Origin of the sequence: Capilliphycus salinus ALCB114379, assembly GCF_047276495.1 — a bacterium.
Classification (GTDB): domain Bacteria; phylum Cyanobacteriota; class Cyanobacteriia; order Cyanobacteriales; family Microcoleaceae; genus Capilliphycus; species Capilliphycus salinus.
Genome location: NZ_CP178543.1, coordinates 6,367,036 through 6,382,507, shown reverse-complemented (window position 1 = coordinate 6,382,507; position 15,472 = coordinate 6,367,036). Strand labels below are relative to the sequence as shown.

11 protein-coding genes are annotated in these 15,472 nt (G+C 42.7%); 4 read left to right on the top strand and 7 right to left on the bottom strand.

Going from position 1 to position 15,472, the window contains the following annotated elements:
* Window positions 1-106 precede the first annotated feature (106 nt).
* The 6 genes from ACL6C3_RS25680 to ACL6C3_RS25655 form a co-directional block, all read right to left on the bottom strand.
* A complete protein-coding gene (locus tag ACL6C3_RS25680; RefSeq protein WP_413162401.1) occupies window positions 107-358 on the bottom strand; it encodes a hypothetical protein in 252 nt (83 codons plus the stop codon).
* A gap of 532 nt (window positions 359-890) precedes the next feature.
* Window positions 891-2,867 carry a DNA primase gene (gene dnaG / locus ACL6C3_RS25675; protein WP_413162400.1) on the bottom strand — a complete coding sequence of 659 codons (1,977 nt, stop codon included), beginning with the start codon at window positions 2,865-2,867 and terminating at the stop codon, window positions 891-893.
* 99 nt (window positions 2,868-2,966) lie between these two features.
* A complete protein-coding gene (locus tag ACL6C3_RS25670) occupies window positions 2,967-3,359 on the bottom strand; it encodes a hypothetical protein (RefSeq protein ID WP_413162399.1) in 393 nt (130 codons plus the stop codon).
* A gap of 559 nt (window positions 3,360-3,918) precedes the next feature.
* Window positions 3,919-5,247 (bottom strand): S8 family serine peptidase, encoded by a 1,329-nt coding sequence (locus ACL6C3_RS25665; protein ID WP_413162397.1) that lies wholly within the window; start codon window positions 5,245-5,247, stop codon window positions 3,919-3,921.
* A 180-nt stretch (window positions 5,248-5,427) separates the two neighbouring features.
* On the bottom strand, window positions 5,428-6,819 hold the full coding sequence (locus ACL6C3_RS25660) for a Rid family detoxifying hydrolase (protein WP_413162396.1): 1,392 nt from the start codon (window positions 6,817-6,819) through the stop codon (window positions 5,428-5,430).
* Between the two features lie 552 nt (window positions 6,820-7,371).
* The gene (locus ACL6C3_RS25655) at window positions 7,372-8,448 is read right to left on the bottom strand and encodes a Rid family detoxifying hydrolase (protein WP_413162395.1); all 1,077 of its coding nucleotides are present in this window, start codon (window positions 8,446-8,448) and stop codon (window positions 7,372-7,374) included.
* Window positions 8,449-8,806: 358 nt separating this feature from the next.
* Here ACL6C3_RS25655 and lysS point away from each other — a divergent pair, with 358 nt between their 5' ends.
* Complete coding sequence (lysS, locus tag ACL6C3_RS25650) at window positions 8,807-10,381, top strand: lysine--tRNA ligase (protein WP_413162394.1); 1,575 nt, start codon at window positions 8,807-8,809, stop codon at window positions 10,379-10,381.
* Between the two features lie 447 nt (window positions 10,382-10,828).
* Window positions 10,829-11,893, top strand: a complete 1,065-nt coding sequence (locus ACL6C3_RS25645; RefSeq protein WP_413162392.1) for an SGNH/GDSL hydrolase family protein — start codon at window positions 10,829-10,831, stop codon at window positions 11,891-11,893.
* 458 nt (window positions 11,894-12,351) lie between these two features.
* On the opposite strand, the gene ACL6C3_RS25640 is transcribed toward ACL6C3_RS25645, so the two are convergent.
* Entirely contained in the window at window positions 12,352-12,783 is a 432-nt protein-coding gene (locus tag ACL6C3_RS25640; RefSeq protein WP_413162391.1) for a hypothetical protein, read from the bottom strand.
* 259 nt (window positions 12,784-13,042) lie between these two features.
* On the opposite strand from ACL6C3_RS25640, the gene ACL6C3_RS25635 reads away from it, so the two are divergent.
* Together ACL6C3_RS25635 and ACL6C3_RS25630 are read left to right on the top strand one after the other, a co-directional pair.
* Window positions 13,043-14,566, top strand: coding sequence for a carboxypeptidase M32 (locus ACL6C3_RS25635; protein ID WP_413162389.1), 1,524 nt, complete (start codon window positions 13,043-13,045; stop codon window positions 14,564-14,566).
* 178 nt (window positions 14,567-14,744) lie between these two features.
* Window positions 14,745-15,425 (top strand): peptidoglycan-binding domain-containing protein, encoded by a 681-nt coding sequence (locus tag ACL6C3_RS25630; RefSeq protein ID WP_413162387.1) that lies wholly within the window; start codon window positions 14,745-14,747, stop codon window positions 15,423-15,425.
* Window positions 15,426-15,472: the final 47 nt, after the last annotated feature.

The window sequence follows — 15,472 nt, the reverse complement described above, 5'->3', positions numbered from 1 at the left end:
TTTGCGTTCAATCTCTATTTTCCCGCTTTCAACCGATATAAACCCGCTCCGAGAAAATTTTGGGAAAATTTTGGGAAATTGAGAAGCAAAAAATTGATCGGACTGTCTATCCTCTGGGGGGACGAGATGAATCTTGGGGGACTCCACTGGATTTGGTGTCTTCACTGGCAAAAACTAAATTCATTGATTGACTTTTTTCCAAATAAACTCGACTGTGTTGATGATAATCAACTGAGTGTAATGGTAAACGATAATCATTTTGTATTGAATTTGTCGTTGCTCTCGCGGTTAGAGTTGGCATCAAACTCGCCGCTAATAACGTGGTAATTCCCAAATAAAATAGGCTTTTGTACGACATGATAAACTCCTTTTTTTGATTTTAGGTTTTCATTCAATATCCGCTCCTAACTCCCGAAGCTGATTTCTCCGACTCGAATCAAATCAACTTTATTTTGAAAAATAAAAAGGGAGTAGAAGGCGGACTTAAAATTCTGTCTAGTGCGAGAATTTTTCTCCGAGCATTACAGTGAGATTTGAATAAAATCGAATCTCACTCAATATTTCAAGACCGGACCGTTTACTTCCGGAAGTCTAGGAAAATATGAGATATTTTTAAGAATAGGTTTAACACTTCGAGGGTTAGGAGCATCGTTAAAATTCTGGCTCAAAGGTCTGGGTTTCTTTCTTTTATTGACCAAAGATCCGCTTGATAGTTCCCGTTATACATTGCTGTATCATGTTCTTTACTCCTATTTTCCACCCCAATAAATTACATTATACTACAATTAGATACATGAGATAAACCCTTGAATACCGCAGTTTTTCTGCTCCTTTTAAGTTAATCATACCACAGAGTCTAGAGTTGGCGATCGCTCTCGATGTGACACTTCTCAAAGTTGCTGATGATAAGCTTTTTCTAATCTCGATCTCTCGATTTCTCCGACGGGTACCGTCGCCAAGTCTTGAAAATTGGTATGGCGCTGGGGTTCTAACTCTTGAATGCGTCGATTTGCCCCTACAAACTCCTCATGGTACATTTTCCACAATTCGGGGTTTTCACTCCGATCTGTATTTTGCCACATATGCAAGGCTAAACTGCGGCGCTTGCGACACAAAGCTAACTCCATTGATGCGATCGCCGCCCGAATTTGCAACGGCGTCCGCCCCAAATTTGCCATTGCTTTATCATCTAAATAAAGTAAATGATCGATTTGTTGCTGATCTTCTGGAAACTCTAACAAATGATCTTGTAATTTTGAAACTAAATCAATTGATTCAATGTCATTCGGTGAGTTTTCTTCTATTTCTAAAATTTGTCGCCACAGCAAGCGATGATGGGAAAAACTAAACTGTAAATTTCCGCTTTCTAACGCATCAAGAACAGCCTGACGAGACTCGGAACAATGCAAATAAATTCGCAAAAGTAACGCCTCGGCTTGTTCTAATAAATTTCGTTCGGTTAAAACCGGAAGTTCAATATTAGAAGATTCTTCGGCTTTAAACTCATCCCGTCTTCGCAACTTCTGAAGCTGCTTTTGTAGGGTTTTCACCAAAAACGGAACTAACCGGGCTTCCCCTTGGCTTAAAATTCCGGCACAGGATTGAATATATTGACTGCGTTGAACTTCACTTTCAATTTTATGCAACAATTTTACCATACTTTGCGCGATTTCTTGCGCTTCTACCACTTTGGTTAAATCTCGATTGACTAACATTTGATTAATTTGCCAGTCAATCCATAGCGGCGCATTTTCTAACAAATTTTGGTAATTTTCCGCCGAAGAACTATATAAAAATTCATCGGCATCTTTGCCTTCTGGAAGATTCAAAATCCGCAGCTGTACCCTTCCCTGATAAGCTAAAGTTTCAATTTCTCCTATCGCCCGTTCTGCGGCTTTTGTACCCGCTTGATCCGCATCAAAATTCAGGATAATTTGTTTGGATTCGGTATAACGTAAAAGTTGCCGAACTTGAGTCAAACTCAAAGCCGTTCCTAACGCCGCCACAACATTATTAATTCCCGCAGCATGAAGGGCGATCACATCAAAATACCCCTCAACAACAACCGCTTTATCCTGTTGCGAAATTGCCGTTTTTGCCTTGTCTAAACCAAATAACGTTTTGCCTTTATCAAATAACTCTGTCTCGGGAGAATTCAAATACTTTGGCTGTTCATCCGATAACGTTCTCCCGCCAAACCCAATCACTCGCCCCTGAATATCGTGAATGGGAATCATCAAGCGATCGCGAAACCGGTCATAATAACCATTCCCTTTTTTGCGAGGTAAAATTAACCCCGCCTGTTCGACTAAATGCACCGAAAAATGCTTTTGTTCGACCAAATAATCGTAAAGCATTTCCCAACCTTTGGGGGCGTAACCGAGTTGAAATTGTTGAATTGTTTCCGTACTTAACCGCCTTTTTTCGGTTAAATATTCCAACGCTTCTACACCTTGAGACTGATTTAAAGCGTGTTGATAAAAACTCGTTGCGATCGCTAAAATCTCATAAAGTTGTTCGCGCAGAGACAGCTTTTCTTGTAACTCTTGACGCTGTTCGGGAGACTCCGTTTTCACCGGAACTTGATAGCGACGGGCTAAATCTAAAACCACATCCGCAAACGAAGATTTATCCAATTCCATCAAGAATTTTATCGCATTTCCACCCGCCCCGCAGCCAAAACAGTAATACATCTGTTTGCTCGTACTCACCGTAAAACTGGGGCTTTTTTCTTCGTGAAACGGACACAACCCCGCAAAATCTTTCCCCTGACGTTTGAGGACAACTCGCTCTGAAACGATATCGTAGATATCCGCCCTCTGCTTGACTTCTTCTATGGTGTCGGGATGGATGCGGGGAGTTGACATGGATGCTCGACAATAACCCTTAACTTTGCCCTGAGATAGTAAAGTTTATTGTGGCATATTTCTTCAATTTTGGCGAGAGATATATTGAAACCTTAACAACTAACGGGGAAAAATCCCTTGATCTTCGACAATCATTTTCACCGAGGACGACTCCGCGAGGGCGTAAACTCCGGCGACGGTAATTTTTATCGCTATCGAACCCAAAACATTCGGACGTTCGCCGATGAGTTCTCCATTATATTTTACCAAAATAGGTCGGATTTTATCAAGTTTATTTTCGGCAATTTGTTGAATTTCCTGGGGAGTTTTTTTGGTTCCCTGAGTCTCGGTTTGAAAAAAAACAATCACTCTAATTACTTCCTCTGGTTTCCGACGAGATAACCGGGCCGCAAACTCCGAACTAATTTTCATAGAATTGAGGACATAAATTTCACCTGTTATTGTATTCGGTAATTCGGGAAATTGAATCAACCAAAGGAAAGGAAATATCATAGAATAGAATAAAAAAACTGTAGGGGTGGGGCGAGTTTATTAATCTTATTTCTAAGACCGATAAATTAATTTTGAACCCGCTCCTACATTGGGGGCTGTAAAAATCCGGTTTATTAATGTTATATTATATCCCATTAATCAATCAGCGTTGTAGGGGCGGGTTCAGCCAAGATCTTGATGACTACTCCCAGATTTAGATCAACCCGCCCCACCCCCCAGAACAACGAAACTACACGCATATTATCTGATTTTAACACACATCTATTCGGGGAAAAAACAGGCGGGGCGGGTTTATTAATGTTGTTTCTAAGAGACAGAAATTTATTCCGAACCCGCCCCTACACTGGTGACTGGTGACTGGTGAGGCAGTGCTGACTTGGCGGTTTCCGTCGAGAAGCAACTGCCGTTCGCGAAGCGTCTCCGAAGGAGATACCCGGAGGGTGACTGGTGACTGTAAAAACCCGCCCCTACGGTTAACAATTTTTTGGGGTTGGGCGGGTTTATTAATCTTATTTCTAAGACCGATAAATTTATTCCGAACCCGCCCCTACACTGGTGATTATTTCAGCGCTTCTAACGCTTTTACCGGTTGAATTTGACCCCAACCCCAACGGTTATCGGGACGCATTTCTTCGCCTCCGGGATGATAAGCAGTTTCTTTGAGAACTTCTACAATTTTACTCAAAGGTGCTTTCGGACAAGCTGACATTAATAACGCCACAACACCAGCCACGTGAGGCGTCGCCATTGAAGTTCCATCCATGTAGGTATATTGATAAATTCCATCGGGTTGTTGAACCGGAGGAATACAAGAATAAACCTGAGTTCCGGGCGCTGCAACATCGGGTTTTGTTACCCATTTATTTGGCGAATCTTGAGGGAAAACTAAACTCGCCCCACTACTAAAAAAGGCAATACCTAATTCATCATCAGAATACTTTTCTAACGCCCCAATTGAAAACGCATTGTAGGCGCTTCCGGGTGAACTGGTATTCCCGTGATTTTCGTTCCCAATGGCGACAACAGGTAACACGTCAAACTGGTTGAGAATGATATCAAAAATTTCGGCAAACAAGGGTTCATAATAAGTCAAACCCAGAGACATATTGATAATATTAGCGCCCTTTTCAATCGCCCAAGCCATGCCTTCAATTAAGGTTTGTAAGGTGGCATTTCCAATTAAAACACCACCCGCCAATAAATCCGCTTCCGGGGCGACGCCAATTGAGACGCCTTTATCGGTTTTTCCACCTGCAATGGTACCACAAACATGAGTACCATGTTCTCCCGCATCAAAGTGTGGTGTCGCTGTAATTCTTCGTCCGTTTGGGTGGTCTACAATAATAAAGTCTTTCACCCGACCTTTTAGCGCCGGATGATCGCTATAAACCCCCGTATCTAATACGGCAACTTTTACCCCTTTTCCTTTGCTAGTTTCCCACATTTTAGGAATGTCTAAAACTTGCAAACCCCAAGTCATTTTTTGCTTTTCTTCTTGGGCTATTAAGTCGGAATAGTCGATTTTTTGGGGTTTAATGAGTCGGATTTTTTGGTTCGGAATGACTGCAACAACTTCCGGTTGTTCGGCGAGGGCGGGAAGGGTATTTTGACTGACTTCAACAGCAGCGACAGGTAACGCACCCGAACCCACTTTTGAAACATTTAATGACTGACCCGTAGCATTTTGATATGAGGTCGCCACTTTAGCAACAACATCGCTGTTTTCTTGGCTTTGAACTTCCATTTTTTGAATACGTTGTTCGCCGCGAGAGGAAATTTCTTGGGGCGGACGCTGGCTTCTGTAAATAACAATTGCATCTTGTTTACAGTTGGGGTCAATATTGCGTAAAATGGGGGAAAAAGTCGGGGAAATTTTCGGGGTATTCATTGGGTTTCACTCCTGAATTTGTGAATTAAGTTCGTACATTTGAAAGGTCAAAATACTCTTAGAGGCGCATGGCAATAGCGCCCCTACTCATCAATGACAAAGCGTTATCCAAAGAGGATCTTTTTTGCTTCTACGGGTGGGTTGGGAGTCGTTCAGGACATTTTGAATTTCTGTTGGAAATTATGAAGGATTGTTCAACGTCGCAATACAATCAATTTCGACTAACACATCCTTCGGTAAACGCGACACTTCCACACAAGCGCGAGCGGGTGCATTTTCCGTCTCAAAATACCGCCCATAAACGCTATTTACCGCCCCAAAATCATTCATATCTTTCAGAAAAATTGTTGTTTTTACCACATCCGACCAACTCGCCCCCGCAGCAGTTAAAACCGCTTCTAAATTCGCCATAATTTGTTCGGTTTGTTTGGCAACATCTCCGACATGAACGATTTGATTTGTTGAGGGATCTATCGAAATTTGACCCGCTACAAACACCGTGCCATTGGCAATAACTGCTTGATTGTAGGGACCGACGGGGGCGGGGGCTTTATCTGTACGAATAATTTGGCGTGTCATGGGTTGAATTTGCATCCGTTGAATTAAGTTTTTATCGATTTCATAGATTTCTCCATCGGGCATAACAGCCCCTAGAAATTCGGCGTTTTCTAGGGTGGCACCGTAGAGGTTCGCATCGGTTAAATCCGCTCCAATTAAACTCGCTCTACTTAGATTAGCACGAATCAAATTCGCTCGATTCAGCTTAACAATTCTTAGGTTTGCACCCTCAAAACAAGTTTCTCTGAGCAGTGCATTTTCCAGGTTTGCCCGATTAAGATTTACTCCCGCCAGATTTAATTTTGATAAATTAATGCCTTGCAGGTTTGCTTGTTGGAGTTTTGCTCTTTCTAAATTGGCATCTTTGAGTCGAGCGTTGCTCAATTCTGCCAAACATAAATCCGCTTCTACTAGAATTGTCCGAATTAAATTCGCATCTTGTAAGTTCGCTTTTTGTAGGTTCGCTCGGGTTAAATTTGTTTCTAATAAATTTGCACCAGTTAAATTGGCTTCCGATAAATTTGCCTCGGTTAAATTGGCTCGACTTAAATTAGCAACAACTTTATCATACCAACTCAAACTCGCCGAACTTAAATCCGCTTGCTGCAAATTTGCACTGATTAAATTCGCCGCATCTAAATCGGCATTGTGAAAGTTTGCTTGTTGTAAATTGGCGTGATTTAAACTCGCTCCCGTTAAATTTGCCCCGGTTAAATTTGCCCCGGTTAAATTGGCGCCGTGTAGCTTGGCCCGTCCTAAATCTGCTTCATTTAATATGGCATAAGAAAGAATAGCCTGACGCAAATCTCCCCGCAAATTAGCAGAGGTTAAATTAGCATTGGAAAGATTCGCCCGCATCAACTTGGTTTCGTTGAAATTGGCATCGGTGAGGTCGGCATTTTGTAAGTTGATATCACTTAAATCTAGGCGATCTAAACTGGCTCCTACAAGTTCCACGCCTTCAAAATCTCGTTCCCCTTTGGTGTATCGTTCCAAAAGTTCGGTCGCATACATTATCGGTGTCTCCATCACCCAATAAGCTTTAGTTTACCGCTAAACTGTAAACACTCTTACATTTTTATTTTATATTAAGATTTGTGACCTCTCCCCCTTGCCCCCTAAACCCCTTGCCCCCTAAATCCCCCAATAATGGGGGACTTTGAATATTGTTTTCCCTCGAAAATTTGGGGACTTTGAATATTGTTTTCCCCCCAGAATTGGGGGCGGGTGGGGAGGTGAGGCGAGGGGGAATTTTTCAGGTGATTTTGACCTCTCCCCCTTACCCCCTCTCCTAAAAGGCGAGGGGGAATTTTTCAGGTGATTTTGACCTCTCCCCCTTACCCCCTCTCCTAAAAGGCGAGGGGGAATTTTTCAGGTGATTTTGACCTCTCCCCCTTACCCCCTCTCCTAAAAGGCGAGGGGGAATTTTTCAGGTTATTAAATATCTAAAAGTATTAATTATTTTCTCTTTCAACTCAAATCTTTCTTCTCGTTCCCTCTCCTCGTAGGAGAGGGTTAGGGAGAGGTCAGGAGGGCTAGGGAGGAATCATAAAAACATCATTTTATCTAACGACTCAACGCCACACATTCGATTTGAACGAGGGCGTTTTGGGGAAGTTGGGACACCGCAACGCAAGCGCAAATCGGAGCAATTTCAGCATCGAAATAGTTAGCATAAATAGCGTTCATCGCTGCAAAATCACTCATATTTTTTAAGAATATTGTGGTTTTCACGACATCCGCCCAAGTTGATCCCGCTTCGGTTAATATTATCTCTAAATTTGCCATAATTTGTTCGGTTTGTTTGCCGACATCTTCTTCGTGTAATATGCTATTTAGTCGCGGATCGATGCCAATTTGTCCGGCTACAAATATCATCCCATTCACAATAACGGCTTGATTTCGAGAGTTTGGCGGTTCGGGTGCTTTGTCTGTATGAATTACTTTTTGTTGTTGAGTTCCTGGCGTTCTGACTATTATTTTATAGTTATCCGGTTCATAAATCTTTCCATCGGGCATAATTGCACCTAAAATTTCCGCTTGTTCAATATTAGCTCGATAAAGATTAGCATAAGTTAAGTCAGCACCAATAAAGCTGGCTCCATCTACATTAGCTCCAATTAAGTCAGCTTCTTTAAGATTAGCGTGTTTAAAATTACATTTTTCTAAACTAGCTTCTCTTAGTTTTGCTTTTTCAAGATTTGCCCTGCTGAAATTAGCATTATTAAAAATAACGTTTGTTAAGTCACAATTTTGCAATTGGGCTTTATATAGTTTTACTTTATAAAGTTCTGCATCTTGAAAGTTGACTTTATGATTACTAAAATCTGCTTGACTAAAATTAGCCTCATTTAAACAAGCTCCAGTGAAATCTGTGTTACGCAAATATGCTTGACTCAAGTTTGCAGATTCTAAATTAGCATTCATTAATTTTGCCTTATCAAGATCGCTTGCAGAAAGGTTTGCATTTTTTAAAACTGCGTAAGTTAAATTAACACCATCTAACTTTGCTCCCGTCAAGTCTGCATCTTTCAAATTAATTTCACTTAAATTTGCACCGTTCAAATTAACCCCTTTCAGTTCAACTCCCTGAAAGTCCCGTTCGCCTTGAGCATATTTCTCTAACAGTTCTTTGGCGTCCATCTTATTTTCTCCAAATCCTTACCAAATTATAAGCCCAAACGTTACGCTTAAAACCTTAAAAATTTACCCGAATATTTAACAGCATACCCGCCAAATATATCAATAAAAATTGTTGTAGGTTGGGTTGAGAAACGAAACCCAACAATAAATTATTACAAAAATTATGGGGTGTTGGGTTCGCGATCGCTTAACCCAACCTACTTTTTTTAAGAAATCCTGTAGTTGCGCTTTCGCTTAACCCAACCTACTTTTTTTAGATAAAATTAAGAATTCCAGGCGATCGCCGTCCGAAAAAATACAGTTGGGTTACAAGTTATGATAGAAGTTTAGATTTGAACTGTTACAGGAAATTCTAAGTATGGCTCAAAATGAAACCCGCAACGAAGCCGAAGTCCGTTCGCGAAAAGTAGACGACTTGCGATCGCTCGGAATAGACCCCTACCCCAGTCAGTCCTTTGCGCGAACCCACACCACCGAAGCGATCAAAGACCTATTCTCCCAACCCGGAAACGAACTCGCAGACGGCGAAACAGACCCCGAAAACCGTCCGCTTAAAGTCTGTGGTCGCATCACCTTCAAACGCGATAGTGGAAGTATTGGCTTCATTGGGTTAACCGATGAGTCGGGAACCATTCAACTAAAAATCGAGAAAAAACTCGTCACCGGTGAAGCGGGTGGATTATCTTTTAATCAAATCAAAAAATTATTAGATACCGGAGATTTTGTCAGCGCCGAAGGAATTGGTTGTCGCACAAACCGGGGCGAACTTTCCGTACAAGTTGAACGCTTGGATGTCCTTTCAAAAGCAACCATTCCCTTTCCCGACTCCTATTATGGCGTCAACGATCCCGAAATTTGTCGGCGTCATCGCGAGTTAGGATTAGTTAGCAACCCCGAATCTTTTGCAACGTTTAAACTTCGCAGTCGCATTCTTAGAAGTATGCGAACTTATCTCTGGGATGCGAACTTTGATGAAATCGAAACCCCGGTTTTACAAGCGATTTACGGGGGTGCTGCGGCGCGTCCGTTTATCACCCATCACAACGCTTTGGATATCGATTTGTATCTGCGAATTGCCACAGAATTGTTCTTAAAACGGGCAGTTTGTGGCGGGTTTGAACGGGTATTTGAAGTTGGGCGAGTGTTTAGAAATGAAGGAATTGATAGCACCCACAACCCCGAATTTACCTCGATAGAAGCCTATCAAGCCTATGCCGATTATTTTGACTTGATGACGTTGGTTGAAGATTTAATCTGTGCGATCGCAAAAGATGTCTTGGGCGATGTCAGCGAAGTTGATTATCTCGATGATAAAATTAGCTTAGAGCGGAAATACGACTACACCGATATTTATCCCAGTTTCACCGGAAAGCATTGGAAAGTGCAAACAATGGTGGAAGCGGTGCGGGAAAAAACAGGCTTAGATTTCGATACCTTGGACTTGGGAGAAGCCATTAAAGAAGCGGAAAAATTGGGTTTAAACCCCTCAAAACTGCACACTCAAACCTTGGGATATTTGCTCTATGCGGTGTTCGATCAAAAAGTAGAATCTACCCTGATGGAACCGACTTTTATTATTGATTTTCCCGTCGAAGTCAGTCCTTTAGCCAAGCGCCATCGTTCCAAACCGGGTTATGTCGAACGGTTTGAATTATTTATTCACGGTACCGAATATTCTAACGGATTTTCTGAGTTAAATGATCCGGTCGATCAGCGCAAACGGTTTGAAGAACAACTCGCCCAAAAAAATGCGGGAGATGAAGAAGCGCACCCGATGGATGAAGATTTTATTCAGGCGTTATCATTAGGAATGCCAACCTGTGGCGGGATGGGAATTGGTGTAGATCGGCTGGTCATGTTGTTAACGAATACTCAAAGTATTCGGGATGTCATTATGTTCCCAACCATGCGATCAACTTTGAAAGAGTCTTGATTTTTTTCTAATAAAATAGTAGGATGGGTTGATTACAGTAAACAGTGACCAGTAACCAGTGACCAGTTTTTACAGTTTTCAGTTAACTCTCAAGAGTGAACACTTATAATTGGTCAGGTGGTTACTGTAAACTGTAAACTGTAATAAATCATCGGCTTTACACAACATCGGGGCGGGTTTATATTAGTTGTCTGCGGGAAATGATAGATTAATTGAAAACCCGCCCCTACAAACCCGAGACCCGACACCCGACACCCGAGAAGTCTTTGTAGCAGATAATTCAGTCTTTTATATTAGAGTAAAACAAAAAATATTTATCTAAAATTTGAGTTTATCGAAAGTTTACAGAGATCCGGTGAAAGCTTTACATTACCCTCTGTATTTTTTCTGAGGTGGATGCTAAATTAAATAACATCAAGATTTTTGAATTCAATCAGAGTGTCATCTATGTCTCGCATCTACTATACTCAGCTTGCTTTAAGCACTTCTTTATTAACATTATTTGGTTTGGGAACGGTGGGAACTGTTCCGGTTGAAGCGGCTAGCTTTGATTCTCGTTTTGAGCAAATTTTTGTTTTTGGTGATAGTCTTTCCGATCCGGGAAATCTTTACAACCTGACAGAAGGACAAGTTCCCGAAACGCCTTTAGGACGCTTTTCTAACGGCCCCCTTTGGACCGAATATTTTACCCCAAAGTTAGGATTAAATCCCTCTGGTGTTACCAGTCCGGTTCCGTCTGCTGATGGCGTTAATTATTCCTTTGGAGGGGCGACATCGGGCGATGACAATACGATTAATATTCTCCGCAATATTTCCGAACCCCTACCCGGATTAACTCAACAACTGGATTCTTTTATAGCCCCTTTATTAGCACAAAATCAATCGGCAAATTCCGAGGCGCTTTATGTAATTTGGGCGGGTGCAAATGATTATGTTCGCAATTTTCTTCTGGGTCAAGATAGCGATCCGACAATACCGGTTAATAATATATCCAATGCGGTACAATCGCTTTATGATGTGGGCGCCCGGAATTTCTTGGTGTTCAATTTACCGAGTTTGGGGAATACTCCGCTTGCTTCAAATTTCGGTTTACAGGAACCTTTCAATCAGTTAACTGCGGCCCATAATTTTTTATTAAATTCGGCCGTAGAAGACTTGAATCAATCCTTAATCGGTGTTAATATTGCTGAAGTAGATGTTTACACCACCTCAAACCGTATTGCTGAAAATCCCGCCGAATTTGGATTTACAAATGTTACAGACAGTTGGATTAATGCAGTCACCGCTTGTTTGGAAGTTAACTGCGAAGAACTTCCCAATCCCGATGAATATTTTTTCTGGGATCAACTGCATCCAACAACAGCAGGTCATCAAATTATTGCAGATGTAGCTTATTCTACGGTAAAATCGCAATTTCCCAAAGTACCAGAACCCACATCAGTCGTAGCGTTAACTGTATTGGGTTTGGGATTTTTATTTAATCAAGCGTCATCTGATCACCGCAAAAATTGAAGCGTGACTGTTCAATCTGTGGAGAAGCGTTCCCACAAGGGGTTAAGAGCGGGTAATGAGAACTTAAAGGTGCGTTAACCTAACGCACCTATAGAAGTCGTAACTTCCCAGTCAATAAAAACAAAAGAGCGGTAGATTTTCTTGAAAAATCGAGGGTATTCATACGAGAGGAAAATGCGTGAGAAGCGAAACTCTATCAACCGAATCAACCCTTATTTAAGATTATTCTCCCTTCCCGGTGGAAAAGATTAAATCTGGAATTGAATTCCCAATGAGTAGGATGAAAACACGACCAAAGCCAACCTATGGAATTCAAAGCGGTTTTGTTGTTGATAGCAACCAAACTATTCTAGAGTATAGAACTCAAGTTTTACCCATTCAGACAAGGGACTCAATCAAACCGCATAAGTGGAACGGGTATGATTTTCGGGCATGAATCTGATCGCCTTCTGGGTTTATTATTGGGGAGGCGAATCATTTTCTCCCGTCGTTTCCTCAGAACTTAGATAAGGAATCGTATCATCAATTTGACGAATCAATTCCACCAGAGCATTTGCTAATCGGGCGGCGACAACCGTTCCTTCAAACTCAAATTCAGGATCTCTAAGTGCTTGAACTAACATTCGTTTTCCGGTGTCAGTCATGGAAACCATAGGCACTTGATTTTCCTTTTCTATTCGGATGGCGCCGGCGGTTTTGAGTTCATCATAAAGCCCCTGATAAATACCCACTTTTTTACCTTGGCGCTTTTGCTTTACCTTGCTGGTGAGTTCACTTTTCTTAACCTTGGCTTGAATTCCTCCTAACGCCCACAATGTTAAAAGCAAGCGAGTTCTTGCCTTGGCATCTGCTTCACCTGTTACCGAATTTGCTGTCTCGTTATAAGTCATTGTTGACATACCAATCACTTCGGAACACGAAAATACCATCAGATTGTACACCAGAATATAAACTCTCAAGTTGGCGGATTGGGGGTGGCTCCAGAGACTATGCCCCTCAATGTTTCCAGACCCCAAAAAAAGTGATCAATCCGTCAACAATTAAGACTTCATAAGTGAATGAGTTGATTTGCTTAAACCCTGTCAGGATTAATATTAACGAATGGCACACTAGAAATGATATAGTGTCTATCCGACCAACACCGCCATCATGCCACTGCCGAACCAGGAACCTCAATTAATCGAACTTAAACAGCGTTTGAGTGAGATTAACGATATTGAATCGGTGATTGCCCTACTCCATTGGGATCAGGCCACCTATATGCCCGCCGGGGGCGCCGCCGCTAGAGGACGTCAAATCGCCACCCTCAAACAGATTGCTCACGAAAAACTTACCGATCCCAATCTCGGACAACTCCTGGAAGATTTGCGCCCCTACGAAGCCTCCCTTCCCCAGGATTCTCTCGCCGCGAGTTTAATTGCAATTGCACGCCGAGACTATCAACGGGCGATTCGAGTTCCATCGGAATTTATGGCAAGGCTATCTCAGCATCAAGCCGCCTCTTATGAAGCCTGGTCAGAGGCCCGTCCGGCCAATGATTTTGCCAAAGTCCAACCCTATTTAGAGAAAACTTTAGATCTGTCTCGGGAATTGGCCAGTTTTTATGGCGGCAAACAGGTCGCCGATCCGTTAATTGAGCGCAATGACTACGGCCTGAGTGTGGACGCGATCAAACCGATTTTTCAGCAGTTGCGACAACAGCTTCTTCCCCTCGTCCAAGCGATCGCCTCCGCCCCTCAGGTTGATGATTCTTGTCTGCATCAATTTTATGGCGAACAAGAACAACTCAACTTTATCAAAGGCGTGCTGTTTCGTTTGGGTTACGACTTTAACCGAGGCCGTCAAGACAAAACTTTACATCCCTTTGCCTCCAAGTTTTCCATTGGGGATGTACGAATTACCACCCGAGTTTATGAACATCACCTCGATCAAGCCTTATTTAGCAGTATCCATGAAATGGGTCATGCTATGTACGAACAAGGACTTTCCCCGGACTTAGAAGCAACGCCGTTGGCAATGGGAACTTCTTTTAGCGTCCATGAAAGTCAGTCGCGGTTATGGGAAAATTTGGTCGGTCGCAGTCGAGGGTTTTGGGAGTGGTTTTATCCCCAACTCCAGGGTACATTTATTCGTCAGCTAGGACAAACTTCTAGCGAACAATTTTATCGCGCTATCAACAAAGTACAACCGTCTTTAATTCGCACCGATGCCGATGAAGTCACCTACAATCTACACGTGATGATTCGCTTCGATCTGGAATTGGCAATGTTAGAAGGAACTCTGAGCGTGGGGGATTTGCCAAAGGCCTGGAACGAACGATATCAAAAAGATTTGGGTCTTGTTCCCTCAACCGATACCAACGGCGTTTTACAAGATGTTCACTGGTATATTGGCTTAATTGGCGGAATGTTTCACGGCTATACATTGGGGAACTTGATCGCCGCTCAGTTTTACGAAACCGCCATCATTAACGATCCAGAAATTCCGGTTGATATCGAACGCGGAAACTTTCAGCGCTTGCGTGATTGGCTCAAACATCACATTTATCAGCACGGCCGCAAGTTTACGACCCAGGAACTCCTGGAACGGGTTACAGGCCGGGGGTTGAGTCTCGATCCGTTTCTCAATTACATTCGGAACAAATACGGATATATTTACAATCTCAAACTCTAGATTTTTACGTTTTGTAATTAAAAATCCTTTCCGGTACACCCCTCGATGATTTTGCAAATAGACTTGAATAGATCTTCTATCTTTTACCGGATTTTACTATCGGAGGTAGATGATAAAATTCAATCAAGTGTATTCCGTCTGTAGATCAACTGCCAATAAAGTTCACCGATAACCCGTCATGTTTATCAAAAATGCTATCCTAGCCAGTTCACTGATTGTAGCCGTTTTGGGGTTTAATTCCACCGCTCGGGCCACCTCTGACCTCAAAACCGATCTCCCCACCAAAGACTTTAGTTTCAGCGAGGAACTGCAAATTCCCATTCGACGTTCTCCGGAGTTTGTTTCTCCTTCCCAACCCCCCCAAGAGGGTCTATTTTCCGATCCGTTTTATGAAGCTTCTCCTCAACCGATCCGACGTTATACTTTGGAACCCGGTACCCGAGGATCGCAGGTGACAGGCTTACAACAGCGCCTACAAGTTCATGGTTTTGATCCCGGTCGGATTGATAGTGTATTCGGCCCCCGTACAGAACAGGCCGTTAGAGCCTTCCAGCAAGCCCGAGGAATAGAAGTTAATGGAATCGTTAATCGGGAAACCTGGCAGCTTCTCGAAGTCAATCCTCAGCCCGTAGCGGTCGCCCCCCCTGTCGAAGTGTTGAGCAAGGGAACCAAAGGATCGAAGGTGATCACCCTGCAAACCCGTTTACAGGTCAAAGGTTACGATCCGGGTCCTGTTGATGGGGTCTTTGGTAGTCGCACCCAAGCTGCGGTGATTGCCTATCAACAGGCTAAAGGTTTAGAAGGCGATGGGGTCGTTGACGAACAAACTTGGACCGCCTTGAGTCAGGAGTGGCGTTAATCGGTTCACCGTCGGAAATCAGCGTTACCCCGAATCGCTGGACTTCT

What these genes read in the sequence shown, in the direction of transcription:
- ACL6C3_RS25645 (WP_413162392.1), top strand. Translation starts at nt 10,829, where the DNA reads ATGTCTCGCATCTACTATACTCAGCTTGCTTTAAGCACTTCTTTATTA.
- dnaG (WP_413162400.1), bottom strand. Translation starts at nt 2,867, where the DNA reads ATGTCAACTCCCCGCATCCATCCCGACACCATAGAAGAAGTCAAGCAG.
- ACL6C3_RS25680 (WP_413162401.1), bottom strand. Translation starts at nt 358, where the DNA reads ATGTCGTACAAAAGCCTATTTTATTTGGGAATTACCACGTTATTAGCG.
- ACL6C3_RS25655 (WP_413162395.1), bottom strand. Translation starts at nt 8,448, where the DNA reads ATGGACGCCAAAGAACTGTTAGAGAAATATGCTCAAGGCGAACGGGAC.
- ACL6C3_RS25640 (WP_413162391.1), bottom strand. Translation starts at nt 12,783, where the DNA reads ATGACTTATAACGAGACAGCAAATTCGGTAACAGGTGAAGCAGATGCC.
- ACL6C3_RS25635 (WP_413162389.1), top strand. Translation starts at nt 13,043, where the DNA reads ATGCCACTGCCGAACCAGGAACCTCAATTAATCGAACTTAAACAGCGT.
- ACL6C3_RS25630 (WP_413162387.1), top strand. Translation starts at nt 14,745, where the DNA reads ATGTTTATCAAAAATGCTATCCTAGCCAGTTCACTGATTGTAGCCGTT.
- lysS (WP_413162394.1), top strand. Translation starts at nt 8,807, where the DNA reads ATGGCTCAAAATGAAACCCGCAACGAAGCCGAAGTCCGTTCGCGAAAA.
- ACL6C3_RS25665 (WP_413162397.1), bottom strand. Translation starts at nt 5,247, where the DNA reads ATGAATACCCCGAAAATTTCCCCGACTTTTTCCCCCATTTTACGCAAT.
- ACL6C3_RS25670 (WP_413162399.1), bottom strand. Translation starts at nt 3,359, where the DNA reads ATGATATTTCCTTTCCTTTGGTTGATTCAATTTCCCGAATTACCGAAT.
- ACL6C3_RS25660 (WP_413162396.1), bottom strand. Translation starts at nt 6,819, where the DNA reads ATGTATGCGACCGAACTTTTGGAACGATACACCAAAGGGGAACGAGAT.